General features: G+C 72.8%; 17 protein-coding genes. 10 read left to right on the top strand and 7 right to left on the bottom strand.

The features are described from left to right. The first annotated feature begins 107 nt into the window (after nt 1–107). The 4 genes from OG937_14550 to OG937_14535 all read left to right on the top strand — a co-directional run bounded on the left by OG937_14550 (nt 108) and on the right by OG937_14535 (nt 7,147). Nucleotides 108–2,171, top strand: coding sequence for a SpoIIE family protein phosphatase (locus OG937_14550; protein ID WUD78737.1), 2,064 nt, complete (start codon nt 108–110; stop codon nt 2,169–2,171). A gap of 72 nt (nt 2,172–2,243) precedes the next feature. Then, nucleotides 2,244–3,269, top strand: coding sequence for an AraC family transcriptional regulator (locus tag OG937_14545; protein ID WUD72831.1), 1,026 nt, complete (start codon nt 2,244–2,246; stop codon nt 3,267–3,269). A 61-nt stretch (nt 3,270–3,330) separates the two neighbouring features. Next, nucleotides 3,331–4,290 carry a polyphosphate kinase 2 family protein gene (locus OG937_14540; GenBank protein WUD72830.1) on the top strand — a complete coding sequence of 320 codons (960 nt, stop codon included), beginning with the start codon at nt 3,331–3,333 and terminating at the stop codon, nt 4,288–4,290. A 67-nt stretch (nt 4,291–4,357) separates the two neighbouring features. Next, entirely contained in the window at nt 4,358–7,147 is a 2,790-nt protein-coding gene (locus tag OG937_14535) for an HAD-IC family P-type ATPase (protein WUD72829.1), read from the top strand. Here OG937_14535 and OG937_14530 read toward each other — a convergent pair. The 4 genes from OG937_14530 to OG937_14515 form a co-directional block, all read right to left on the bottom strand. Beyond that, nucleotides 7,108–8,208: a histidine kinase gene (locus OG937_14530; GenBank protein ID WUD72828.1), complete on the bottom strand. Its 1,101-nt coding sequence runs from the start codon at nt 8,206–8,208 to the stop codon at nt 7,108–7,110. The genes OG937_14535 and OG937_14530 overlap by 40 nt on opposite strands. Continuing rightward, nucleotides 8,205–8,870, bottom strand: coding sequence for a response regulator transcription factor (locus OG937_14525; GenBank protein ID WUD72827.1), 666 nt, complete (start codon nt 8,868–8,870; stop codon nt 8,205–8,207). Before OG937_14525 ends, OG937_14530 begins: the two co-directional genes overlap by 4 nt. Nucleotides 8,871–9,202: 332 nt before the next feature. Beyond that, complete coding sequence (locus tag OG937_14520; GenBank protein ID WUD72826.1) at nt 9,203–9,919, bottom strand: HEAT repeat domain-containing protein; 717 nt, start codon at nt 9,917–9,919, stop codon at nt 9,203–9,205. A 71-nt stretch (nt 9,920–9,990) separates the two neighbouring features. Further along, entirely contained in the window at nt 9,991–11,841 is a 1,851-nt protein-coding gene (locus tag OG937_14515; GenBank protein ID WUD72825.1) for a Na+/H+ antiporter NhaA, read from the bottom strand. Between the two features lie 323 nt (nt 11,842–12,164). Here OG937_14515 and OG937_14510 point away from each other — a divergent pair, with 323 nt between their 5' ends. From OG937_14510 to OG937_14495, 4 genes are all read left to right on the top strand, one after another. Beyond that, nucleotides 12,165–14,819 carry a phosphopantetheine-binding protein gene (locus OG937_14510; protein WUD72824.1) on the top strand — a complete coding sequence of 885 codons (2,655 nt, stop codon included), beginning with the start codon at nt 12,165–12,167 and terminating at the stop codon, nt 14,817–14,819. A 208-nt stretch (nt 14,820–15,027) separates the two neighbouring features. Beyond that, complete coding sequence (locus OG937_14505) at nt 15,028–17,442, top strand: ATP-dependent Clp protease ATP-binding subunit (GenBank protein WUD78736.1); 2,415 nt, start codon at nt 15,028–15,030, stop codon at nt 17,440–17,442. Nucleotides 17,443–17,536: 94 nt separating this feature from the next. After that, on the top strand, nt 17,537–17,956 hold the full coding sequence (locus OG937_14500) for a PLDc N-terminal domain-containing protein (protein ID WUD72823.1): 420 nt from the start codon (nt 17,537–17,539) through the stop codon (nt 17,954–17,956). A 61-nt stretch (nt 17,957–18,017) separates the two neighbouring features. Further along, nucleotides 18,018–18,629 carry a DUF308 domain-containing protein gene (locus OG937_14495; GenBank protein WUD72822.1) on the top strand — a complete coding sequence of 204 codons (612 nt, stop codon included), beginning with the start codon at nt 18,018–18,020 and terminating at the stop codon, nt 18,627–18,629. On the opposite strand, the gene OG937_14490 is transcribed toward OG937_14495, so the two are convergent. The 3 genes from OG937_14490 to OG937_14480 all read right to left on the bottom strand — a co-directional run bounded on the left by OG937_14490 (nt 18,630) and on the right by OG937_14480 (nt 23,024). Next, nucleotides 18,630–20,936, bottom strand: a complete 2,307-nt coding sequence (locus OG937_14490) for a SpoIIE family protein phosphatase (GenBank protein ID WUD72821.1) — start codon at nt 20,934–20,936, stop codon at nt 18,630–18,632. It abuts the gene before it with no gap. A gap of 91 nt (nt 20,937–21,027) precedes the next feature. Further along, complete coding sequence (locus OG937_14485; protein WUD72820.1) at nt 21,028–22,248, bottom strand: serine/threonine-protein phosphatase; 1,221 nt, start codon at nt 22,246–22,248, stop codon at nt 21,028–21,030. A gap of 194 nt (nt 22,249–22,442) precedes the next feature. After that, nucleotides 22,443–23,024: a TMEM165/GDT1 family protein gene (locus tag OG937_14480; protein ID WUD72819.1), complete on the bottom strand. Its 582-nt coding sequence runs from the start codon at nt 23,022–23,024 to the stop codon at nt 22,443–22,445. A gap of 339 nt (nt 23,025–23,363) precedes the next feature. On the opposite strand from OG937_14480, the gene OG937_14475 reads away from it, so the two are divergent. Further along, nucleotides 23,364–23,558: a DUF3046 domain-containing protein gene (locus OG937_14475; protein ID WUD72818.1), complete on the top strand. Its 195-nt coding sequence runs from the start codon at nt 23,364–23,366 to the stop codon at nt 23,556–23,558. Nucleotides 23,559–23,693: 135 nt separating this feature from the next. Then, nucleotides 23,694–24,857: an AI-2E family transporter gene (locus tag OG937_14470; GenBank protein WUD72817.1), complete on the top strand. Its 1,164-nt coding sequence runs from the start codon at nt 23,694–23,696 to the stop codon at nt 24,855–24,857. The last annotated feature ends 84 nt before the right edge of the window (nt 24,858–24,941 follow it).

Below are 24,941 nucleotides of genomic sequence, written 5' to 3'. Positions count from 1 at the left end.
TTCGCACTAAACCTGGGAGGACGGCCGTAGGCGGCGCCCGTCCGGTGTCCACCGGGCGGGCGCCGACGGAGGTGGTTCCAGTGGCGCACGGCAGCCCGCCCGCTCCCATGGGTGACGCGGAGGCGGCGATCCTGCGCGCCCTGTTCACCCAGTCGCCGGTCGGCCTGCACGTCCTCGACCCGGACCTGCGGGTGGTCCGCGTCAACATGGGCACCCCTGCCATGCGCGGGGTGCGCTCGGAGGACCTCCTCGGGCGGTACTTCCGCGACGCCTATCCCGTCGTCTCGCCCGACGACGTGGAGGTGCGCCTGCGCCAGGTGCTGGAGACCGGCGTCCCGCTGATCGAGGACCTCGTGCGGACGTACCCGCTGACCGGGGACGGCGAGGCGCATTCCTACTCGCTCTCCGTCTTCCGGCTGGAGGACCCGGACGGGACGGTCCTGGGCGTCGCGCTCGCCCTGGTCGACGTGACCGAGAGGGAGAAGGGGCGTGCCCGGCTGCGCGTCCTCAACGCGGTGCGCGATCGCGTGGGCCGCACCCTGGACGTGGTGGTGACCTGCGAGGAACTCGTCGACGCCGTGGTGCCCGCCTTCGCCGACGTCGTCGTGGTGGAGGTCGTCGACGACGTGGTCCGCGGCGACGACCCGCCGCTGTCGCCGCTCCCCCTGGGGACCCCGTTGCGGCGGGCCGCGTTCGGGAGCAGCGCCGGCCTCGGGCAGCCCCAGGCGTACCCGGTGGGCGACGTGCGGAGCCTGCCCGACCCGACCCCGTACACCCAGGCGCTGTCCGACCTGCGGCCCCGCGTGGTGCGGCTGCACGCCGGGCTGCCGTGGCTGGCCACCGACCCCGCCCGCGCCGAGGCGATCCGCGCCTCGGGGACGCGGACGCTGCTCACGGTGCCGCTGACACTGCGCGGGACGGTACTCGGGCTGATCAGCCTCTACCGCACGGAACGCCTGGAGCCCTTCACGGAGGACGACGTCGAGATCGCGCTGCAGCTGGCCGACCACACTGCCCTGTGCGTCGACAACGCCCGCCGCTACACCCGGGAGCACAGCGTCGCCGCCACGGTGCGGCGGCAATTGCTGCCCCGTCGCCCCGTCTCGCACACCGCGCTGGAGACCGCCTACCTGTCGGCGGCGAGGGAGAGCGCGGCGGGGTCCTGGTACGACACGATCCCGCTGTCCAGCGCCCGCACCGCGCTGGTCGTCGGGGACGTGGCGGGACAGGGCATCCACGCCACCGCCGGCATGGGCCAGTTGCGTACCGTCATCCGCTCGCTGAGCGCGTTCGACCTGGAGCCCGACGAACTGCTGGCCCGGCTCAACGACATCACGACGCACCTTGCCGCCGAGCGCGCCTCGCTGCCGCCCGCCGACCCGCTGCACCGGGAGGCCCTCACCGCCGCCTGCATGTACGCCGTGTACGACCCGCTGACCCGCAGATGCACGATGGCCCGCGCCGGTCATCTCGCGCCGGTGATCGTACGGCCGGACGGCAGTGCGCAGATCCCGGAGATCCCGGACGGGCCGCGCCTGGGCACCGCAGGGGGGACGCCCTTCGCCGCCGCCGAGCTCGACATCCCGGAGGGAAGTGTCCTGGCCTTCACCAGCTCGCCGGTGCTGTCCCTGCACCTGGCGGGCGGTTCCACACCGCTCAAGGGCGGCCGGCCGGGGCGGGAACGTCCGCTCCAGGATCTCTGCGACGAGATCATGTACACGCTTCCCGGTGGCGTCGACCGCGGGGTGCCGATGCTCCTGCTGGCCCGCACGCGCCCCTTCCCGCCGGACCGCGTCGCCGCCTGGCCGCTCGCGGACGACCGTACGGCGGTCGCCACCGCGCGGGCCCTGGTCCGCGACCGGCTCGCCGAGTGGGGAGCGGACGAGGACACCGTCTTCAACGCCGAGCTGATCGTCAGCGAACTGGTCACCAACGCGATCCGCTACGGGAGCCCCCCGATGCGGCTGCGCCTCATCAACGACCGGATGCTGACCTGCGAGGTCCGGGACACCAGCCCCGCCGCCCCGCACCTGCTGCACGCGCGCACCGTGGACGAAGGCGGGCGTGGGCTGTTCATCGTCGCCCAGCTCGCCGACCTGTGGGGCACGCGGTACGCGGAGGACGGCAAGACGATCTGGACCGAGCAGGCCCTCCCCGCGCCTGCGGGCTGACCGGCCCGCCCGCCGGCGTCGAGGCTGACGAAGACCGGGCCGGGTGCCGTGCTACGTTGCCGACTCCGCCGCGTGCCATACGCCGAGCTGAGCCGCTCCCTCGGCATCGACCCGCGGACGCTGATGAGGCGCGTTGGCCTGGACGTCGCGACGCTCGCCGGCCCGGAGCGGTGGATCTCCGGCGCGGCCGTGGCACAGGTGCTGGAACTCTCGGCGGAGGCCTCCGGGCGCGAGGACTTCGGGCTGCTCCTCGCGGAGTTCCGCCGCTTCCGCGACCTCGGTCCCATCGGCCTGGTCGTCCGTCAGGAGCCCGACGTCCGCGGTGTGCTCGGCGTCCTGATCCGGCACCAGCGCGGGTACAACGAGGTGCTGGACGCCCGGCTGTCCGAGGGGGACGGACTCGCCGCCCTCAAGGTGGGCGTACGGCTCGGCGTGCCGATGGAGGCCCGGCAGGCCACGGAACTGGCCGTCGCCGCCTACCACCGGACCCTGCGCGAGGTGCTGCACCCCCACTGGCAGCCGCTCTCGGTGTGGTTCGCCCATCCCGCACCGGCGGACACGGTGACGTACCGGCGGCTGTTCGGCCCGGTCGTGCAGTTCGACCGGGAGTTCGACGGCATCCTCCTGCGGGCCGACGACCTCGACGCCCGCAACGCCACCGCGGACCGCCCGCCCGGGTACGTGGGCGGGCAGCCGCAGGTGCTCGCGGGTCCCCGGGACGCCACCGTCGTGGACCGGGTGCGGGAACTGATCGAGGTGCTGCCTTCCGGCCGCTGCTCGATCGAGCAGGTCGCGCGCAGCCTCGGCGTCGACCGGCGCACCCTCCACCGGCACCTGGCCCGCTCGGGCGAGACGTTCTCCTCGCTGCTCAACGCCACCCGCATGGACCTGGCGCGGCAGTTCGTGGCCGGCCCGTACCGGTCGCTCACGGAGGTCTCCCGTCTGCTGGGCTTCTCGTCGCTCAGCGCGTTCTCCCGCTGGTTCCACGACCGGTTCGGCTGCAGCCCGCGGGAGTGGCGCAGGTGCGGGCAGGCCCGGCCGCCGATCCGGTCCGCGGCCGGCGCCGCCCGTTCAGGCGAACGGACCCGGTCCGTTTGACGCACCGTCCGGGGCGGCGGACCGTGGCGGGTATCCCCGCTCGTAGAAAGGCCGGACGGCGATGGCGGACACGCAGGCCAGGCGCATAGCCGCGTTCATCGAGCCGCTGCGTGTGGAGCCCGGGTCCACCGTGGACCTGGCCAGGGACTTCGACCCCCGGTACAAGGGCAGCCTGAAGAAGCGGGACGGCGTCGGACTGCTGAGCACGGGCGTGTCGCTGCTGGCCGAGTACCAGGCGCGGCTGGCCGCCCAGGACACCTACGGGGTGCTGCTCTGCCTCCAGGCACTCGACGCCGGGGGCAAGGACGGCACCATCCGTCACGTCATGAGCGGGGTGAACCCGCAGGGCGTGCGGGTCAGCAGCTTCAAGGTGCCCTCCGCGGAGGAGCTCGACCACGACTACCTGTGGCGCTACGCGCAGCGGCTGCCCGCGCGGGGCGAGATCGCGATCTACAACCGCTCCCACTACGAGGAGGTGCTCGTCGTCCGGGTGCACCACGAGATCCTCCAGCGGCAGAAGCTGCCGGAGCAGCCCAAGGGCGCGGGCATCTGGGAGCGCCGCTACCGGGAGATCAACAACTGGGAGCGCTACCTGACCGACAACGGCTTCAAGGTCGTCAAGGTCTTCCTCAACCTCTCCAAGGAGGAGCAGCGCGCCCGCTTCCTGAAGCGGATCGACCTCCCCGAGAAGAACTGGAAGTTCTCCGCCGCCGACGTACGGGAGCGCCGCCACTGGGACGAGTACCAGAAGGCCTTCTCCGAGATGCTGTCGGCGACGAGCACCAAGCACGCCCCCTGGTACGTCGTCCCGGCGGACCGGAAGTGGTTCGCGCGGATCTGCGCCGCGGCGGTGCTCGCCCACACGCTGATGGAGATCGACCCCCAGTACCCCACGGTCGGCGAGGAGGCCCGGCGCGACCTGCTCGCCGCCCGGCGGGAGTTGGAGGCCGAGGCCCCGCAAGGGGCGCCGGCCGACCCGTACGCGCCCCGGCGGCGGACGAAGGACGCGCGGCGCCCCTAGGCCCGGGACCGCCGGACCGCCGGACCGCCGGACGGCCCGACGCAGCGACCGGATCGGAGGCAGGACGATGACGGTGCAGCCCAAGCCGGAGGGGGAAGGGCCCGCGTCACCGGAAGGCTGGTACGCGCGGTCCCCGCAGGACGTTGCCATGGCGTTCGAGGTCGACCCGGACGTCGGCCTGCCGGCCACGCGGGTGACGGAACTGCTCGCCGCGCACGGCCCGAACGCGCTGCCCGAGGAGAAAACGCCGCCCGCGTGGCGGCGCTTCCTCGACCAGTACCGCAGCTACATGCAGATCATCCTGGTCGCCGCGGCCGTCGTCTCGTTCCTGATCGCCCAGTGGAGCACCGGCATCCTCCTGGTCCTGCTGACCCTGCTCAACGCGGTCGTCGGGCTGCGCCAGGAGGGCAAGGCCGAGAGCGCGATGAACGCACTGAAGTCGATGATGAAGGCGACCGCGCGGGTGCGGCGCGACGGCACCGAGTCGGAGATCCCGGCCGAGGGCGTCGTGGCGGGCGACATCGTGCTCATCGCCGCCGGCGACCAGGTGCCGGCCGACGGGCGGATCGTCCGGGCCAACGCCCTGCAGATCGACGAGTCCGCGCTGACCGGCGAGAGCGTCCCCGCCGCCAAGGACACCGGCACCCTGCCCGCGGGCGCCACCCCCCTCGGGCCCGGCGACCAGACCAACATGGCCTTCATGAACACCCCCGTCACGCACGGGAGCGGTGTCCTGATCGTCACCGGCACGGGCTCGGGCACGGAGCTGGGGAAGATCTCCGGGATGCTGTCGGCCACCGCCAAGGAGCAGTCGCCGCTGACCAAGGAGCTCGACGACCTCACCCTGTGGATCGCCGCGGCCGCGGGCCTGACGATGGTCGTGATGTTCGCCCTCGGCCGTGCCCGCGGCCAGGAGTGGGACGCGCTGTTCGTCAGCGCGGTGTCCCTGGCCATCGCCGCGATCCCCGAGGCGCTGCCCACGGTGACCCAGGTGATCCTCTCGGTCGGCAGCCTCAACCTCGCCCGGCGCAACGCGATCGTGAAGGAACTGCCCTCGGTCGAGACCCTCGGCTTCACCTCCGCCATCAACTCCGACAAGACCGGCACCCTGACGATGAACCAGATGACCGCCGTCGAGGTGGTCAGCCCCACCGACCGCTACACCGTCTCCGGCACCGGCTACGGCCTGGAGGGCAGGATCCACCACGCCGCGGGCTCCTCCGCGGGCATCGAGGACGCGATCCTGCCGTACGTGGTGGCCAGCGACGCCAAGCTGGTGGACGGCACGGTGGTGGGCGACCCCACCGAGGGCGCACTGCTCGTCCTCGGCCACAAGGCCGGGCTGGACATCGAGGCCACCCGCGAACGGCTGCCCCGGCTGGCCACCCTGCCGTTCGACCCCGGCTACAAGCTGATGGCCACCTTCCACTCGGCCACCGACGCCTCGGGCCGCCCGGTCGTACGGTGCTTCGTCAAGGGCGCGGCGCCGGCCGTGATGGCACGGGCCGCGACCGCGCTGTCCGCCGGCACGACCGTTCCCTGGGACGACGACCTCAGCCGGCGCGCCCAGGGGGCCACCGAGCGGATGGGCGGCGAGGGACGCCGCGTCATGGCCGCCGCCACCCGCGACCTGGACCCCGTCGGCTTCGACCCCGCCGGCGACCTCCTCGCCCTCGTCACCGACCTGCGGATGACCAGCCTCGTCGGCATGATCGACCCGCCCCGCGACGAGTCCCGGGACGCGGTGGCGGACGCCCAGGCCGCCCACATCAGGGTCCGCATGGTGACCGGCGACGACGTCACCACCGGCGCCGCCATCGCGCGGCAGCTCGGCATCCCCGGGGAGGCGATGCTCGGCGCGGACTTCGCCGCCCTGCCGGAGGAGGAACGCCTCGCCCGCATCGACGACATCGGCGTGGTCGGACGGGTCGCCCCCGAGCACAAGGTCCTGCTCGCCGACACCCTCAAGAAGAAGGGCGAGGTGGTGGCGATGACCGGCGACGGCGTCAACGACGCCCCCGCCATCAAGGCCTCGGACATCGGCATCGCCATGGGCAGCGGCACCGACGTCGCCAAGAACGCCGGCCGCATGATCCTGTCCGACGACAACTTCGCCACGATCATCCACGCCGTGGAGGAGGGCCGGAAGCTCTACGACAACCTCACCAAGTACATCCGCTTCGTCCTCCTGCTGCTGGTCACCTTCGTCCTGACCTTCCTCGGCGCGACCCTGCTCAACATCGCCGCCGGTGAACCCTTCACCCCCGCCCAGGTCCTGTGGGTGCACTTCGTCGTCAACGCCCCCTTCGGCTTCGCCCTCGGCTTCGACCAGGAGAGCCCCGGCCTGATGCGCCGCACGCCCCGGCCCCGGGGGCAGTCCGTGCTCACCAGGCCCGTGCTGATCACCGTGGGGCTGAGCGGGCTGGCGATCACCGCCATCCTGCTGGCCCTGATCAAGGTGGGGGAGAGCCACTTCCACAGCGCCGCCGTCGGCAACTCGATGGCCTTCACCGCCTTCGCGCTCTGCCTGATCGTGGCCGCGTTCGAGTGCCGCAGCGAAACCGCCTCCGTCCTCACGACCACCACCTTCGACAGCAAGCAGATGAACTGGGCGGCCCTGGGCGAGTTCGTCCTCGCCGTCCTGGTGACCCAGATGGACGGCTTCCGGCGCATCCTGGGCACCACCGGGATCAACCTGCGGCAGTTCGGCTGGGCCCTGCTGTCCGCCGTCGTCCTGCTGCTGCTGTGGGAGCTCGGCAAGCTCCTGGCACGCCGGGTGCGGGCGGCGGCCGCGGAGCGGGGCCGGGCGGCGCCGCTTCAGGTGCCCGCGGCGGGCAGTTCCAGCCTGAGCTCGTAGCCGCCGTCGGCGGTCGGGCCCGAGGTGACGGTGCCGCCGAGCAGCGCGGCGCGTTGCCGCAGGCCCACGAGGCCGTAGTGGGCGCTGGGCAGGGGGAGCGCGGGCCGGGTGGGGGCGGTGTTGGTGACCGTGACCCGGACGGTGCCGCCCTGGCGGTGGATACGGACCCGTGCAGAGGCCCCGGGCGCGTGCTTGCGCACATTGGTCAGCGCCTCCTGGACGGTGCGGTAGACCGCGCGCTGCACCGTCGGCGGCAGCCCGTCCGGCAGGTCAGGTTGCAGCTCGGCCTCGATGCCGCTGCCGCTCACCAGCCGTTCCAGGTCCGCGAGGGAAGGCTGCGGGGTCAGCTCCGTGGGCCGGCCGCCGGCGGCGCGCAGCACGCTCACCATGTGCCGCAGCTCGTCCAGGGTCTGCACGCTCAGCCGCCGGATCGTCGCCGCGGCCTCCTTGACCTCGGCGTCCTGCGTGCCGACCTGGAGCGCCCCGGCCCGTACGGCGATCAGGCTGACCTGGTGGGAGACCACGTCGTGCATCTCGCGGGCGAGCTGGGCGCGTTCCTTGGCCAGTACGGTCTGCGCGGTGAGCAGCCGCTCGTGGTCACGGGCCTCCGAGATCTCGGTGAGCCGCAGCGACAGGTCCCGCCGGGCCTGCACGAGCTGGCCCAGGAAGACCGGTGCGGCGGCCGTCGCGGCGGTGTAGCTCAGGGTGATCAGGGTCGAGGGCTCGGACAGGTCGAACTTCGGCGCGGGCCACGGCGCCATGTCGGCGATCGTGAAGGCCAGCGCGCAGCCGGCCAGCAGCCACCGGCGCTGGGAGAGCGAGGCGAGGGTGTAGAGCGCGGCCAGCGTGGCGAAGGCCGCGTCCGAGACCAGCACGGCGGGCAGCGCCAGCACGAAGGTGACCAGCGGCAGACGCCGGCGCAGCATCAGGGCGACGGCGCCGCCGAGGGCGCACCCGAGGCGTACCGGCTCCTCGGGGTCGACGTTGACCCAGATGTCGAACAGCGCCACCGCGACGACGACGAGGTCCATCGCCATGGGCGTCGGACGCCGGAACCTCATCCGCCCTCACCGTCCTGCGGCCGCTTGAGCAGCCCCGCGCGCTCCGCGAGCAGCGCGGCCTGCACCCGGCTGCCCACCTGCAGCTTGGTCAGGATGGCGCTCACATGGTCCTTCACCGTGCCCGTCCCCAGGTGCATCCGCCCGGCGATGTCCGCGTTCGACAGGCCCTCGGCGACCAGCAGCAGGACGGCGCGCTCGCGCTCCGTCAGCCGGGCCACGCCGCGGGCCGCCGGCTCCTGCGGGCCGGCGCCCAGGTAGCCGTCCACGACCGTCCGGGTGACCTTGGACGACAGCACGGCACCGCCGTCGGCCAGGGTCCGCACCAGGAAGGGCAGTTCCTCGGGGTCGGTGTCCTTCAGCAGGAAACCGGCCGCGCCCGAGCGGAGCGCCGTCGTCACGTACTCGTCCATGTCGAAGGTCGTCAGCATCGCCACCACCGGAGGCTGCGGCAGCCGCCGGAGCCCGGCCAGGACGGTGAGGCCGTCCACGTCGGGCATCCTGATGTCCAGCAGGACGACGTCGGGCTGGGCGTCCTGCGCCGTACGGATCGCCTGCCCGCCGGGCACCGCACCCACGACCTCGATGTCGTCCGCCGCGTCGAGGATGCGCTGGAAGCCCGTACGGATCAGGGCCTCGTCGTCGACCACCAATACCCGGATCACGCGTGCTCCACTCACCACCGGACCCCTGCCCGATTCCTACCACGCCGCGCGCCGTCCGGCAGGGCACCGGGCCGCGTCCGGCCAGGTGACGGGGAGCGTCGGTCGGGGGGCGGGCGCGGTTCCGGACGACTGCCCGGCGGGGTGCCGCGGGCGGTTTCCACAACCCTGGAGCACTGACCAACGTAACACCGGGTGCGCCGCGGGCCACGGCACGCGCGGTGGGGCCCGCCCCGTCGGCGGGGCTCCGGTCGCGCTCCACCTCGCCCGCGGTCCGGCGGTGCTCGGCAGGTTCGCGTCCCCCGTACGCCGCCCCAACCCTCCGGCCGCCCTGATCAACCGGCGCCGTACCGGGCGGGGAAACGGGCGAGTGCGACGGACACCCAGGAACGGACCCTCTCGTCGGGGTCGTCCGCGAGCCCGCGGATCGCCGGCAGGGTCTCCGGGCGCCGTGCGAAACCGAGGCTGCTCAGGGCCGAGATCCGCACGCGCGGCGAGGCGTCGGAGAGCAGCCCGGTCAGGACGACGACGGCCCCCGGATCGGTCCCGCAATGCCCGGTCAGCGCCCCCGCCACCGTGCGGCGGACGCCCTCGTCCGGGTCCGCGGCGGCCCGCGCGAGCCGTTCGACGTCGGACGCGTGCCGCACGTGGCCGAGCAGCCAGAACGCCGTCCGCCGCAGTTCCGGGTCCGGATCGAGGGTCCAGGGGAGCAGCAGCGCGCGGGCGGAGGCGGGGTCCTCCTCGGCGAGGTGGGTCAGCTCCGCCGTGAGGGAGTCCTGGTCGTCCCCGAGGTCCCGGGCGTGGGCGCGCAGCAGTGCCGTCAGCGCGGCACGGCCCGCCGTGTGCACGAGGATCCCGGCGAGAACGGCGCGCGCGTACCAGCCCCGCGCCTCCACCGCGGCCGCGAGGTGGGCCTCCAGCGCAGGGACGAGGGCCGCGTCGCGGGCGGCGAGCAGCCGCCGCTCCAGCACGTGGAGGGCGTCGACGTCGGCGTCGGGGTCCGCCAGCCCGGTGGCGAGGGCCTCGAGGTCGGCGACCACCGTCTCGTCCATGGGGCGTCCCTCCCGGTTCGTGCTTGCGGTACCGGGAGCCTACGGGCCCGGTACGACAGAGCCCCGGGGAGTCAGTGGTGGAGGGCCGCCTTCGCGCGCTCCAGCGCGCCGCGGACCCCGGCCGAGAGGCTCTCGATGTCGTACGCGCGGTAGTGGCGGCGGCCGTTGATGAAGAACGTCGGGGTCCCCGACACATTGCTCAGGTCCGCGGACTCGGCGTCCTCGGCGACCCGGACCGCGACGGAGCGGGTCTCGACGTCACGCCGGAAGCGCTCGATGTCGAGACCGATCGCCGTGGCCAGGCGTTCGAGTCCCCGAGAGTCGAGCGCCTGGGGGTGGGCGAAGATCTGGTCGTGCATCTCCCAGAAGCGGTCCTGCTCGGCGGCGGCCTCCGTGGCGCGGGCGGCCTGGACGGCGTGGGGGTGCACGTCGGCGAGCGGCAGGTGGCGCCACACGTAACGGACGTCGCCGAAGTCGGCGAGCAGGTCGCGGATGACGGGCTCCGCCTCGCCGCAGTAGGGGCACTCGAAGTCGCCGTACTCGACGACGGTGACCAGGGCGTCGTGCGGGCCGCGGACGTGGTCGCGCTCCGGGTCCACGGGGACGGCCAGGTCCTCCAGTTGCTGCGACTTGCCGAGCAGCGCCCGCCGGCGCACCGCCCGGGGAAGCCGGTTCAGGACGAGCGTCACGCACCAGGTGAGCAGGAAGGAGAGGACCACCGCGGCGAGGATGCCGATCTTCGCCTCGGCGAGCCGTCCGCCCTGGAACGCGCGGTCCGCGATGAGGAGGGCGATGGTGAAGCCGATGCCGGAGATGGTGCCGCCGGCCGCCACCGCTCCCCAGCCGACCGCCGGGCGCAGCCGGCCGCGGCTGAGCCGGGTGGTCAGCGCGGAGGCGCCCACGATCCCGAGCGGTTTGCCCACCACGTACGCGACGACGATGCCGAGGGTGACGGGGGAGGTGAACGCGGCCGCCAACTGCCGTGCGTCGATGGTGATGCCGGCGTTGGCCAGGGCGAAGGCGGGGACGATGAGATAGCTGGTCCAGGGCCGGAACAGCTCCTGCAGCCGGGAGTTGAGCGAGACCGACAGCGCCAGACCCCGCCGGGCGCTGCGCTCCAGTGCGGGTGTGGGCTGCTCCCTGAAACGCAGGTAGAGCGTGCTGGCCCGGCGCAGGTCGGCGCCGCGCGCCGGGTGGTCGCAGGCCATCAGACCGAGCGCCAGCCCCGTCACGACCGGGTCCACCCCGGAGCCGAGCAGGGCGAACCACACCGCCACGCCGGTCAGCGCGTAGGCGGCGCCGCGGAACTCGCCGCAGGTCCGCACGATGGAGTTGGCCGCCCCGATCCCGACGGCGAAGAGGCCGATGGCGACGAACAGTTCGGGCCACGAGATGCCGCTGGTGTACGCGAACGCGATGACGGCGAGCGCGATGAAGTCGTCGACGACGGACGCGGTCAGGATGAACGCCCGGGTGGCCGCGGGGAGTCTGCGGCCCAGCAGGGCGTACATCCCGAGGGCGAACGCGGTGTCGGTGGAGATCACGGTGCCCCAGCCGCGCGCTTGCGGGGTGCCGTGGGTGAAGGCGAGGTAGAGGGCGAGCGGCACGAGCATCCCGGCGAGTCCGGCCATGGTCGGCAGGGTGATCCGGGTCCGTTCGCGGAACTCGCCGAGGTCGAACTCCCGGCGGGCCTCCAGGCCGACGATGAAGAAGAACAGGGTCATCAGCCCGCTGTTGATCCACTCCCGCAGGTCGAGCGACACCCCCCGTGAGCCCAGCGTGAGCGACAGATGGGTGTGCCACACCGACTCGTAGTTGCCCGGCGCCAGGTTGGCCCAGGCCAGGGCGACGATCGTGGCGGCCAGCAGGAAACCGGCGCCCGCCGTCTCGGTGCGCAGGAACCGCAGGCGCGGAGTGGTCACGCCGGGGCGGCGCGGAGTCTGCCCCGTTGCCCGCAGTGACGAGAACGCGCTCACCCGCACATCGTGGCACGAGCCCGCGACGGTGGCCTGTCGCACGGGCCCACGGGGCAGGAAGGCGGCCCGGGCGGTGGTTCCGCGGCGCGCGCCCGCCCTACGCACAGTGACGGTTCCGGCGGTCGCGGGCCCGGCGGTTGGCGCCCCGGCGCCGGACGTTCGAGACTGCAAGGAGACGACTTCTTCCCGTACGGCCGGACAGGCGCCCACGACCCCTCGTGGCAGCGGGCCGCTGGGACGCGGATGGTCGTAGACCCTCAGGGGATCACATGGTGGACAAATCAGCCGAAGCCGGTCGGCGCGATCAGGATGAAGCTTCAGCCGCCGGGGGTGATCGTGCCGGTCCGCGGACCGGCACGGAAAGGATCCTCGCGGAGACCCTGGCCGGCGTCGTCCACGTCGAGCAGGTCCGCGTCGACAGCCACTTCTTCGAGGACCTGGGCGCCGACTCCCTGGTGATGGCCCACTTCTGCGCGCGGCTGAGGAAACGGCCGGACGCGCCGTCGGTGTCGATGAAGGAGATCTACCGCCATCCCACGGTCCGCAGCCTGGCGGCGGCCCTCGAGGAGGCCGCACCGGCCGCCTCCGCCGCCTCCGCCCGGGCGCCCGCCCCTTCCGGCTCCGTACGCGCCTCGTCCGCGCCCGGCGCGCCCGGTGTGAACGGGTACACCGGCGCCGACCCGTCGCGCGCCGCGGTGCCACGGCCGGTGGTGGGGCCGCCCTCCGGCACCCCCCACTACGTGCTGTGCGCGACGCTGCAGCTCGCCTTCTTCGTGGCGTACTCCTTCGGGGCCGCGCTCGTCCTCACCAAGGGCGTGGACTGGATCGCCGGGGCCTCGGGCCTGGTCGACACCTACCTGCGGGCGATCGCCTTCGGCAGCATGACCTTCGCCGCGGTGTGCGTGCTCCCGATCGTCGCCAAGTGGGTGCTCGTCGGCCGGTGGCGGCCCCGGCAGATCCGCATCTGGAGCCTGTCCTACCTGCGCTTCTGGTGCGTCAAGACCCTCATCCGGTCGGATCCGCTGGTGTTCTTCCACGGGTCGCCGCTGTACACGCTCTACCTGCGGGCACTCGGCGCGAAGATCGGGCGCCGGGTCACCGTGCTGTCACGGCGCGTGCCGGTCTGCACCGACCTGCTCACCATCGGCGACGACACGGTGATCCGCAAGGACGTGCTCTTCTCCTGTTACCGCGCCGAGTCCGGGGTGATCCGGACCGGACCCGTCACGCTCGGCAAGGACGTGCTGGTCGGCGAGGTGACGGTGATCGACATCGACACGGTCATGGGCGACGGCACCCAGCTCGGGCACGCCTCCTCGCTCCACGCCGGCCAGCGCGTCCCCGACGGCGAGCACTGGCACGGGTCCCCCGCCCAGCCCGCCGAGGTCGACTACCGGGCCGTCGGCCCGGCCCGCTGCGGCACCGCGCGCAGGGCGGGCTACTCCCTCTCGCAATTGCTGGGAGCGGTCCTGGTCTACGTGCCGCTGGCCGTCGCCGGCTCGGTGCTGCTGTTCGCCGCCGTGCCGCAGTTCGCCTCGCTCCTGGAGCCCGGCCCCAGGGCGCTGACGACCTGGTCGTTCTACTCCGACGCCCTGGTCACCTCGGCCGCCCTGTTCTTCGGCGCGGTGGTGCTCGGCCTGCTGTTCACGGTGACGGTCCCGCGCGTGCTGAACCGGGCCGTCCGGCCGGACACGGTCTACCCCCTGTTCGGCTTCCGGTACGGGATGCACCGGACCATCGGATTCCTGACCAACCGGCGTTTCTTCAAGACCCTGTTCGGCGACAGCTCGGCCATCGTCCACTACCTCGGCGGCCTGGGCTACCGGCTCTCCCACGTGGAGCAGACCGGGTCGAACTTCGGCACGATCATGAAGCAGGACAACCCGTTCCTCAGCGCCGTCGGCCGGGGGACGATGGTGGCCGACGGACTGTCGATCATCAACGCCGACTTCTCCAGCTCGTCCTTCTGCGTCTCGCGCGTCACCATCGGGCCGCACAACTTCGTCGGCAACTACGTCGCCTACCCGTCGCAGGGCAGGACGGGGGACAACTGCCTCCTGGCGACCAAGGTCATGGTCCCGGTGGACGGGAAGGTGCGGGAGGGCGTCGGCCTGCTGGGCTCGCCCAGCTTCGAGATCCCGCGGTCCGTCCTGCGCGACAGCAAGTTCGACCACCTCAAGGACGGCGAGACCTTCCGGCGCCGCCTGGCGGCCAAGAACAAGCACAACGTCTCCACCATGGCGCTGCACCTGCTCGTGCGGTGGGTGTTCTTCTTCTGGGTGGCGCTCGTGGTGTCGGTGGCCGCGGACCTCTACGACGCGCTCGGGGTGTCGGTGATCGCGCTCGCCAACATCCTCACGCTCGCCTTCACGGTCGCCGACATGGTGCTGTCCGAACGCATCGCCACCGGCTTCCGGGGGCTGCGGCCGCTGTACTGCTCGATCTACGAACGTCCCTTCTGGCGGCACGAGCGGTACTGGAAGGTCACGAGCGTGAGCGAGGCGATCATGGTCTTCAACGGCACGCCCTTCAAGAGCGTCATCTGGCGCTGGCTCGGCGTCCGGGTGGGCCGGCGGGTCTTCGACGACGGCTGCTACTTCCCGGAGCGTTCCCTGGTCGCCGTCGGGGACGAGTGCGTCCTCAACGAGGGCAGCCGCATCCAGTGCCACTCCCAGGAGGACGGCACCTTCAAGTCCGACCACAGCGCCCTCGGGGCCGGCTGCACGCTCGGCGTCGGTGCCCTCGTGCACTACGGGGTGACGATGGGCGACGAGGCGGTCCTCGCGCCCGACTCCTTCCTGATGAAGGGCGAGGAGATGCCGCCGGGGGCCCACTGGGCCGGCAACCCCGCCCGGGAGATGCCGGACGTGCTGCCGGTGCCCCCGGCGCACCGCGACGCCGCGGCCGCCGCCCGGACCGGCTGAGCGGCGGCGCCGCGCCGCGTCCGGTCACCGGCCGGGACCCCCGGTGGCACGCGCGTCCGATCGGGCCAACACTGGTGGAGTACGGGCAAATCGACTACGGCGGGCGCCACTCAGCCGTTGTGGGCCCGCCGGACGGGTGGGCAAGGTGACGACTTCCCCCTTCGGGTCCGGCGACCCGTTCTCCGACCTCTTCAACCGCTTCTTCGGGATGAGTCCCGCGGCGTCGCCGCCCGCGGTCCAGCGCGTCCCCATCGGGCGCCTGCTCAGCGACTCCTCGAACGAACTGCTGGCGGCCGCCGCGAGCCGGGCGGCCGCCGACGGCGCCGACCTCGACACCGAGCACCTGCTGTGGGCGGCCACCCGCGTACCGGCGGGCAGGCAGCTGCTGGAGCAGGCGGGCGTGGACCCCGACCGGCTGGCCGAGGACGTGGGCGCGATCCTGCCCTCGGGCACCGGCAGCGGGGAGCCCGCGCTGACCCCGGCCGCGAAACGCGCCCTGCTCGCCGCCCATGCGCGCTCCCAGGCCTCCGGCGCCTCCTACATCGGCCCGGAGCACATCCTCGCCGCGCTCGCGGACGACCCCCGCTCCGGCCTCGAGATGCGCTCCGAGGGCGCCGATCCCACGGCCCTCGCCGGCAAGGGCGGCCGCCCCCGGTCCGCGCCGACCGACACCCCGACCCTGGACGAGTACGGCCGGGACCTCACCGAGGAGGCGCGCGCCGGACGGCTGGACCCGGTGATCGGCCGGGGCGAGGAGATCGAGCAGACCGTCGAGGTGCTGTCCCGGCGGACGAAGAACAACCCCGTGCTCATCGGCGACCCCGGCGTCGGCAAGACCGCCATCGTCGAGGGCCTCGCGCAGCGCGTCGTGGCCGGCGAGGTGCCCAGGACGCTCCGGGACCGCAGGGTGGTCGGCCTGGACCTGGCCGGACTCGTGGCCGGCTCCAAGTACCGGGGCGAGTTCGAGGAACGCCTGAAGAAGGTGATCGACGAGGTCACCGCGGCGAAGAGCAGCGTCATCCTGTTCATCGACGAACTCCACACCGTCGTCGGCGCCGGGGCGGGCGGCGAGGGCGCCATGGACGCGGGGAACATCCTCAAACCCGCCCTGGCCCGCGGCGACCTGAGCGTGGTCGGCGCCACCACCATCGACGAGTACCGCAGGTACATCGAGAAGGACGCCGCCCTCGAGCGCCGCTTCCAGCCCGTGATGGTCCCCGAGCCCTCCGTCGACGAGACGGTCGAGATCCTGCGCGGGCTGCGCGACTCCTACGAGGCGCACCACCAGGTGCGTTACACCGACGAGGCACTGGACGCCGCGGCCGCCCTGTCCGACCGGTACATCAGCGACCGCTTCCTGCCCGACAAGGCGATCGACCTCATGGACCAGGCCGGCGCCCGCGTGGGCCTGCGCTCCCTGGGCGGCCCGGGCCCGTCCGACGAGCTGGAGGAGCGCCTGACCAAGCTCCGCCGCGAGAAGGACGAGGCCGTCAGCACCGAGGACTTCGAACGTGCCGGCGGCCTCAAGGAGCGGATCCGGGAGCTGGAGAACGAACGCGCCGCGGTCACCGCGGAACGCGAACAGACCCCCGGCGTCACGGCCGAGGACATCGCCGAAGTGCTGTCGGCGCGCACCGGCATCCCCGTCTCCCAGCTGAACGAGACCGAACGCGAGCGGCTGATGAAGCTGGAGGAGGACCTCCACCGGCGGGTGATCGGCCAGGACGAGGCGGTCGACGCCGTGGCCCAGGCCGTGCGCCGCGGCCGCGCCGGCATGGGCGACCCCGACCGGCCCACCGGCAGCTTCCTCTTCCTCGGACCGACCGGCGTCGGCAAGACGGAGCTCGCCAAGGCGCTCGCCGAGCTCCTCTTCGGCGACCCCGAGCGCATGATCCGCTTCGACATGAGCGAGTTCCAGGAGAAGCACACCGTCTCCCGGCTCGTCGGCTCCCCGCCCGGCTACGTCGGGTACGAGGAGGCCGGGCAGCTCACCGAGGCGGTGCGCCGCAAGCCGTACAGCGTCGTGCTGTTCGACGAGGTCGAGAAGGCCCACCCGGACGTCTTCAACCTGCTGCTGCAGGTGCTGGACGACGGGCGCCTCACCGACGCCCAGGGCCGCACGGTGGACTTCCGGAACACCGTGGTCATCATGACCAGCAACATCGCCTCCAAGCACATCCTCGACCACGAAGGGGCCATCGACGACATCAGGGACGACCTGATGGCCGAGCTCCAGGCGCACTTCCGGCCCGAGTTCCTCAACCGCATCGACGAGATCATCGTCTTCCACGCGCTGACCCGGTCGGACCTCGTGCAGATCGTCGACCTCCTGCTGGAGCGCAGCCGCCGCAGGCTCCACGCCCAGCAGGTCGGCCTCGAGGTCACCCAGGCCGCCAAGGAATGGCTGGCCGACCGGGGCTACCAACCGGAGTTCGGAGCACGGCCGTTGCGCCGCACCATCCAGACCGAACTCGACAACAGGCTCTCCAACATGCTGCTCGACGGCACCCTCAACCCCGGGGACACGGTCGTCGCCGACGTCAAGGACGGGCAGCTGTCCCTCGGCCTCAAGGAGGGCGAACCGCGGGAGCCGGCCAAGGAGGCGGCGGCGTCGGACGGTTGACCCCGGCCCACCGCGCAGCTTCACGGGCGGGCATCCGCCACGGGCCCGCGCCCTCCCCGGAACCGCACGGGGCGGGCGCCAGGAGGAGACGGAAATGACCGGTCACATGTACCTGGCCTACGACTACCCGGTCCTGGGCGCGTTCTGGACGATGATGTGGATCTTCCTGTGGGTGATCTGGATCTTCCTCATCGTCCGCGTCGTGATGGACGTCTTCCGCGACGACACCATGAACGGATGGGCCAAGGCGGCCTGGCTGCTCTTCGTGCTGGTCCTCCCCTTCATCGGGATCCTCGCCTACCTCCTCTTCCGCGGCTCGGGCATGGGCAAGCGCGAGGCGGAGCAGGCGCGCACCCGTCAGAAGGCGTTCGACGACTACATCCGCGAGACCGCGGGCGGCGCCGGCACGGCGACGGGCGGGGTCGACGCGCTCGCGAAGCTCTCGGAGCTCAAGGCGAGGGGCGACCTGACCGAGGAGGAGTTCCAGCGCTTCAAGGAGAAGGTCCTGCACTGAGCGGTCCCAGCCCTTCGTCCCGCGGCGGCGTCCGCCGCCGCGGGCACCGCCGGGAGACACCATGAACGCACCGTACGGACACGCCACGACGCAAGGGCCGGCCGACCCCGACGAGGTGCTCGGCAGGCTGGGGGGCTCCTGGGGGTGGTCCCTGGGCTTCGGCCTCGCGACGCTCGTGGCGGGGGTGGTCGTGCTCGTCTGGCCGGACGAGACGCTGCACGTGCTGGCGGTCGTCATCGGCCTGTACCTGCTGGTCACGGGGGTCTTCCACTTCGTCACGGCGTTCTCCCGCCGGGACGGCGGCAGCAGGGTGACGGCGGTGATCGTCGCGGTGGTCGCCGTGCTCGCGGGGGTGCTGTGCCTGCGGCACCCGCTGCAGACCGCCGCCGTGCTCTCCCTCGTCCTCGGCGCCTACTGGCTGGTGTCCGGCCTGCTCGTGGGCTTCATCGCCGTCGCGGGACGGGACATGCCGCACCGGGGCATGGCCTTCGCCGTGGCCGGGCTCGGCGTCGTCGCGGGGATCGTCGTGCTCGCCTTCCCCGTGCAGTCGGCGGTCGCGCTGGCCCGGCTGGTCGGGCTGTGGCTCGTCCTGCTCGGCCTGGCCGAGGTGGCGGCGGCGCTCGCGTTGCGCTCCCTCGCGAAACGTCCGGCGTCCGCGCCTCCGCCCGTGTGATCAGGGCCCCGCGTCGTCGTCGGCGGCCCGTAGGGGCGGGACCGGCGTCTGCAGGGACTGCTCGGCCCAGATGGTCTTGCCCTCGGCGTGGTAGCGGGTGCCCCACTGGTCGGCGCAGCGGGAGATGATGAACAGGCCGCGCCCGCTCTCGTCCAGGGTGCGGGCGTGCTTCAAGTGCGGGGCGCTGGCTCCCGCGTCGCTGACCTCGCAGGTCAGCGTGGCGTCCAGCACGAGCCGCAGTTGCAGGGGCGGGGCCCCGTACCGCACCGCGTTGCCGACCAGTTCGCTGACGATCAGCTCCGTGGTGAAGGCCGTCTCCTCGTCGACCCCCCACTGCGCCAGCCGGCGCCGCGCCAACGACCGCGCGATGGGCGCCGCCTCCGCGTCGCTGGGCAGCGGGCAGGTCAGCACCCGGTCGCCGGGGAACCCCCGGGTGCGGGCGAACAGCATGAGCAGGTCCCCGGGCTGGCTGCCGTTCCTGATGGCGTACGCGAAGGCGTCGCTCAGCTCCTGCAGCGGGCCCCGGCCGTACCGCTCCAGCAGGCCGTGCAGCGTTCCGGAGCCCGGGTGGAGCAGGTCCGTCAGCGGGGAGGTGCCGAACAGCAGGGTGGTGTGCTCGGGGAGCGCGACCGTGGTCGCGGAGAAGGGGGTGTTGCTCGTCTCCGCCAGCAGCGGCCCGGCGGAGACGGGGAGCGACTCGATCGCGCCGTCGGGGAAGACGGCGATCGGCTGCGGGTGGCCCGCGAGGGCGATCGTGCAGGTGAGGTCGAGCGGGTCGTAGACGGCGATGACGCACTCCGCGGTCAGCGGCTCGCGGTGCAGGGGGTCCCCGGCCGGCAGCGCCGCCCGCTCCGCGGCCAGCCGGGTCGCCGTGTCGCTCAGCCGGGCCAGCAGTTCCTCGGGCTGCAGGTCGAGCGCGGCCAGGGAGTGGATCACCGTACGCAACTGCCCCATGGTGGTGGCGGCCTCGACGCCCCGCCCCTTGACGTCACCGGCGACCAGCGCCGTCCGCGCCCCGGGTAGCGGGATCACGTCGAACCACGCCCCTCCGCCCTCCATGCCGGGCAGGTGGAGATGGGACGTCTCCAGCGCGATCCGCGGCGCCGGCCGCTGCGGCAGCAGCCGGCGCTGCACGGTCGCGGCGATGGTGCGCTCGCGGGTGAAGCGCCGGGCGTTCTCGATGCACAGCGCCGCGTGGGTGCACACGTCCAGCGCCAGCCTGACGTCGTCCTCGTCGAAGAGGTCCTCGTCCTCGTGCCGGTAGAAGCTGACCAGACCCAGCGCCTCACCGCGCACCGCCAGCGGCGCCACGATCAGGGAGTGCACGTTCTGCCGGCGGATTGCGTCGGCCCGCGCCGGGTCGGCCGCCAGCCACATGCTGTCCTCGTCCACCGGGATGAGCCGCGGCTGCAGATCGGCCAGCACGCGGGCGAACGGGGTGCCGTAGGGCAGGTGCCGGACGTCCCCCACGGGGTACGCCGAGATCTTCCCGCGGTAGGCGGCCCTGCGCAGCGGCACGTCGCGGTCGACGGGGACCAGCGGCGGCACCTCGCCGCGCACGACGTCCTCCACCACCTCCACCACCACGATCCCGGCGAACGCCGGGACCACCGTCTCCGCGAGCTCCTCGCAGACCGCGACCACGTCCAGCCGCTGCCCCACCCGCTCGCGCACCGCGTCCAGGACGGCCATCCGCCGGCGGCTCGTCTGCCGCTCGGTGACGTCGGAGGCCGCGGCCACCAGCCCCAGCACCTCGCCGTGCGGGCCCTCCAGGCGGAAGACGGACGTGAGGTACATGCGCCGGTGCGGCCGGCCCTCGCCCAGTGCGCCGCGCACCAGGCGGTTCACCACCGGCTCCCCGGTCTCCAGCACCCGCCGGGCGACCTCCTCCTCCGTCACCGGGTCGTCCAGCTGGAACACCTCGCCGAAGTGCCGCCCGGGGCTGAGCGCCGCATCGTGCAGCGCCCGCGTCGCGCTGTTCATCCGCACCAGGCGCAACTGGTCGTCGAGGACGTGCAGACCCACCGGGGCCTGCGAGAACATCACCTTCAGCAGCGCCATGTCCCGCGCGCCGAGGGAGTCGCCGCCCGCGCGCACCTCCCACATCACGGAGTCACCGCACAGGAGCGGCCTGACCAGCAGCTCGCTCTGGCCCAGGGCGGAACCGGGTGCGCGGACGAGGTCGGCGACGGGCTGTCCCACGGCCCGGTCGGCGGGCAGGCCGAACAACTCATCGGCCTTGGGCCGCCACTCGGCCACCCGCCCGTCCTCGTCGACGAGCAGGAGCACGTCACCGCCACCCGCCATCCGCACGCACCTCCCACCTCACCCTCTCCCACCCCACCAGCCCCCGCACCCTGGCGTTTTCCCCCGGGGAGGGTCCGCCGCCGCGACCGCGTCAGGAGGTGAGGAGCCGCTCGTCGGACGGGGCGGGGGAGGGCGAGGGGAACCCGTCGCCGTACTGCACCGCGATCATGGCGATGTCGTCGTCGAGCTTGATGTCGCCGCCGCCCACGTGCAGGGAGAGCCCGTCGAGCACGTGCTGGAGCAGTTCCTCCGGACGGGAGCCCGGCCAGTCGGCCACGTGGGCGCCCAGGTCGTAGAACTGGCCGTCGTCGTTGCGGGCCTCGATGGCGCCGTCGGTGTAGAGCAGCAGCGTCGCCTCACGGCCGAAGGGGAAGGTGTCGACGACGTAGTCCTCGGCGTTCAGGCTCCCCAGGCCGAGCGGGGGAGAGGGCACGGCCGGGGACAGCAGCAGGGTGTCGGACCGCTGTGCCATGTAGGGCGGGGGGTGTCCGCAGGTGACCATGTGGATCTCGGCGCAGTCGTCGGGTACCTCCAGGACCAGCGCGGTGATGAACCGTTCCACGGCGTCGCTGTCGGTGCGGCCGGTCTCCTCGAAGTGGCCGCGCACCGCGTGCTCCAGGTCGGCCACCAGCTCCGGGAGCGAGCCGAACCTGCGGGCGGCCCCCCGGAACGCCCCGAGCAGGGCCTCCGCGTCCTCGACCGCCGGCAGCCCCTTGCCCTTGACGTCCCCGATCAGGAAACGGACCCCCGCCGCGCTCCGGGCCACCGCGTACAGGTCCCCGCCGATCTGCGCGTACGGATGGGAGGCGTGGTACGTCGCCCGTACGAGCAACGGCCCGATGCGCGGGGGCAGCGGGCGCAGCAGGACGCGCTGGATGGTGTCGGACACGATCCGCACCTCCATCAGCTCCCGGACGCTGCGGTCCCGGATGCTGCGGGAGGCGATGACGAAGGCCGAGACGAGGAGGATCTCCAGCTGGTGCACGGCGGGGATGGAGGTGCCCAGCAGGTTGTCGTGGACGTCCAGCACGAAGGCGGCGACGCAGGACAGGGCGGCGCTCAGGGTCGTCGTCCCCGGCCCCGCCAGCACGGCCGTGGTGGCGGGGACCACCACCATCAGCGAGGCCAGGTGCTCGGTGGGCGGCAGTATGAAACCGGTGACGACGATCGCGCCGATCATGAACACGGCCAGCGCCAGTGGCCCGTGGCCCTGGGCCACCCGCGTCACCCAGGAGGGGCCGGGCCCTGAGCCCGGCGCGGCCGCCCGCCGCCCGGGCAGCCGCCGCAGGCGGTGCGTGAGACTGCCCTTCATCGCGGCTCCGGGTCCCTGACGGGGCCGGGGGCCGCGGCGCGAAGGTCGTCCTCCACCGCTGGCGCTCGCATACACCGAATGTACGCCCGGCAAACATCTCCGGTCATCGCACCACTTAATGGCAGCATTCGGAAAAAGCGGACGGTGCGAGGAAAGAAGGCGGTGGTGCGCCCTCCCCGGAAGCCGGGGACCGGTCAGCCCGTGAACGCCTCGACCAGGGTCCAGACGGCCAGGCCCGCCATGCAGGCGCCGCCGATGCGCTGGACGGTCTTCAGCGGCACCTTCTTGGCGATGAACCGGCCCACCACCAGGGCCAGGGCGGAAACCGACATCAAGGCCGCTGCCGAGCCTATGGCCGTCGGCAGCCAGCCGTTGGTGGCGGCGAGGTTGGCGGTGGTGATCTGCGTGAGGTCGCCCCACTCGCCGATGAAGACGGCCATGAAGGCGGTGGAGTACACCGGCCAGAAACCGGTCACGGTCCTGCCGGCCTCGTCGTGGTCGTCGTCGCCCCCGCTCCGCAGCAGCATCACGGCGCCGAAGGCGAACAGGGCGGCGGAGACCAGCTTCACGGCCATGTTCGGCAGCATGCTGATCAGGCTGCCGGCGCCCACCGCGATGGCCACGTGCACGATGAAGGCGGTCGAGGTGCCGAACCAGACGTACAGCGGGCGCATGCGCGTGCCCATCGCCAGTGAGGCGAACATCGTCTTGTCCGGGAGCTCGGCGAGGAAGATCAGCCCGAAGGCGGTGACGAGCGCCAGGGGGTCGAAGGTCATTCCGGTGCTTTCTGCTGGGGCCGGACCGCGGACTCGACGGCACCCAGGGGGTGACGGGAAGCGCCAACGGCCCGGCACGACGGAGCGGCCCGCACGGCGGTGCGGACCACGTCTTGCCTTGGCCGAAGGTCTCGTCCACCCCCGCACCTGGTGCGGCGGCCCGGTGGCCGGGACGTCCAGGACGTCCAGTGTGTCGACCAGCCGGTATTGCGGGACTACTCCCCTTCGCTGCAGCCCAGTGTACCCAACGCACGGATCGGCCCCGCCGGCCCGGCGGCGGACGTGTGCGCCCTTGTGCGACGCCCGCCCGTTCGGTCGGCGGCGCGGGATACTGGCCGCATGAAGCTGACGGTGTTCTGGGAACGGATGCGCACGCACTTCGGCGAGACGTACGCCGATTCCTTCGCGCGCGACCACGTGATGTCCGAGCTCGGCGGCCGGACCGTGCACCAGGCACTGGACGAGGGCTGGGAGACCAAGGACGTGTGGCGGGCGGTCTGCGCGGCCGTCGACGTTCCGGCCTCGCGCCGCTGATCACGGGGTGGGACTGGGGTCGTGGCGGGAAGCGACGAGACGATAGCCGGGGCGGCCGCGGGTCCGCGGTCGCCGGGGGAGCCCGGGGACCCGGGACACGGAACGGGTGCCGGGGAGGGCGCGGGGGGTTCCGCGATGCCGCGGTGGCTGCCGAAGGCGATGCTGCTGGCGATCGCGCTGCTGGCCGCCTTCCAACTGGCGAACTGGGCGTTCCACCAGGTCATCGGTTTGCTGGTGAACATCCTGCTGGCCTTCTTCGGCGCCCTGGCGATCGAGCCGGCGGTGGACTGGATGGCCGCGCGCGGCATGCGCAGGGGGTGGGCGACCGGGCTGGTGTTCCTGGTCGTGCTCGCCGCGGGCGGGATCTTCGTGGTGCTGCTCGGTTCCCTGCTGGTGGACCAGATCACCTCGATCGGGCGCAATCTGCCGGAGTACGTCGACGACGTGGTCGTGTGGGTCAACCAGACCTTCGGCACCGACCTGTCCGTCGGCAAGGTGCAGGACAACGTGCTGCACTCCGACTGGCTGCGCACCTACGTGCAGCGGCAGGCGGGCAACGTGTGGGGGCTGTCGGCGACGGTCCTCGGCGGGGTCTTCCAGGTGCTGACGATCAGCCTGTTCACCTTCTACTTCGCCGCCGACGGGCCCCGGATACGCCGTGCCGTGTGCTCGGTGCTGCCGCCCGCCCGGCAGGCCGAGGTGCTGCGGGCCTGGGAGATCGCGGTGGCCAAGACCGGTGGCTACCTGTACTCGCGGGCGCTGATGGCGCTGATCTCGGCCGTCTCCCACTACGTGCTGTTCGTGATCATCGGGGTGCCGTACGCGCCGGCGCTGGCGGTCTGGGTCGGCGTGGTCTCGCAGTTCGTGCCGACGGTCGGCACGTACCTGGCGGGGGCGCTGCCGATGCTGATCGCGTTCACGCAGGACCCGTGGGACGCGGTGTGGGTGCTCGGCTTCGTCGTGGTCTACCAGCAGTTCGAGAACTACGTGCTGCAGCCGCGGATCACCGCGCGCACCGTCGACATCCACCCCGCGGTGGCCTTCGGGTCGGTGATCGCCGGCACGGCGCTGCTGGGGGCGGTGGGCGCGCTGGTGGCGATCCCGGCGACGGCGACGCTGCAGGGCTTCCTCGGGGCGTACGTGAAGCGGTACGCCGTCACGGACCCGCGGGCGCACGGGCCGCAGCGGCGGCCGTTGTTCCGGTTGCGGTCGCGCAGGGCCGGCCGGGGGAGCGGTCCGGGCGACGGGCAGGGCACCGGTCCGGGCGACGACGGGCCGGAGGGGCCTGCGGGGGCGTGAGGGACCGGCGGGACGGCCGGGACGGGGCGGACGGGGCGGACGGGGCGGACGGCGGGGGGCGACCGAGGTCCGGGAGTCGCTTGA

Source organism: Streptomyces sp. NBC_00510 (genome assembly GCA_036013505.1).
In the GTDB taxonomy this organism is placed as follows: domain Bacteria; phylum Actinomycetota; class Actinomycetes; order Streptomycetales; family Streptomycetaceae; genus Actinacidiphila.
This window is presented reverse-complemented; position numbering and strand designations above follow the sequence as displayed.

Excerpts from the sequence above, each read along its gene's own strand:
- OG937_14550 (WUD78737.1), top strand. The coding sequence starts at position 108 with ATGGGTGACGCGGAGGCGGCGATCCTGCGCGCCCTGTTCACCCAGTCG.
- OG937_14540 (WUD72830.1), top strand. The coding sequence starts at position 3,331 with ATGGCGGACACGCAGGCCAGGCGCATAGCCGCGTTCATCGAGCCGCTG.
- OG937_14535 (WUD72829.1), top strand. The coding sequence starts at position 4,358 with ATGACGGTGCAGCCCAAGCCGGAGGGGGAAGGGCCCGCGTCACCGGAA.
- OG937_14530 (WUD72828.1), bottom strand. The coding sequence starts at position 8,208 with ATGAGGTTCCGGCGTCCGACGCCCATGGCGATGGACCTCGTCGTCGTC.
- OG937_14520 (WUD72826.1), bottom strand. The coding sequence starts at position 9,919 with ATGGACGAGACGGTGGTCGCCGACCTCGAGGCCCTCGCCACCGGGCTG.
- OG937_14510 (WUD72824.1), top strand. The coding sequence starts at position 12,165 with ATGGTGGACAAATCAGCCGAAGCCGGTCGGCGCGATCAGGATGAAGCT.
- OG937_14505 (WUD78736.1), top strand. The coding sequence starts at position 15,028 with ATGAGTCCCGCGGCGTCGCCGCCCGCGGTCCAGCGCGTCCCCATCGGG.
- OG937_14500 (WUD72823.1), top strand. The coding sequence starts at position 17,537 with ATGACCGGTCACATGTACCTGGCCTACGACTACCCGGTCCTGGGCGCG.
- OG937_14495 (WUD72822.1), top strand. The coding sequence starts at position 18,018 with ATGAACGCACCGTACGGACACGCCACGACGCAAGGGCCGGCCGACCCC.
- OG937_14490 (WUD72821.1), bottom strand. The coding sequence starts at position 20,936 with ATGGCGGGTGGCGGTGACGTGCTCCTGCTCGTCGACGAGGACGGGCGG.
- OG937_14485 (WUD72820.1), bottom strand. The coding sequence starts at position 22,248 with ATGAAGGGCAGTCTCACGCACCGCCTGCGGCGGCTGCCCGGGCGGCGG.
- OG937_14480 (WUD72819.1), bottom strand. The coding sequence starts at position 23,024 with ATGACCTTCGACCCCCTGGCGCTCGTCACCGCCTTCGGGCTGATCTTC.
- OG937_14475 (WUD72818.1), top strand. The coding sequence starts at position 23,364 with ATGAAGCTGACGGTGTTCTGGGAACGGATGCGCACGCACTTCGGCGAG.
- OG937_14470 (WUD72817.1), top strand. The coding sequence starts at position 23,694 with ATGCCGCGGTGGCTGCCGAAGGCGATGCTGCTGGCGATCGCGCTGCTG.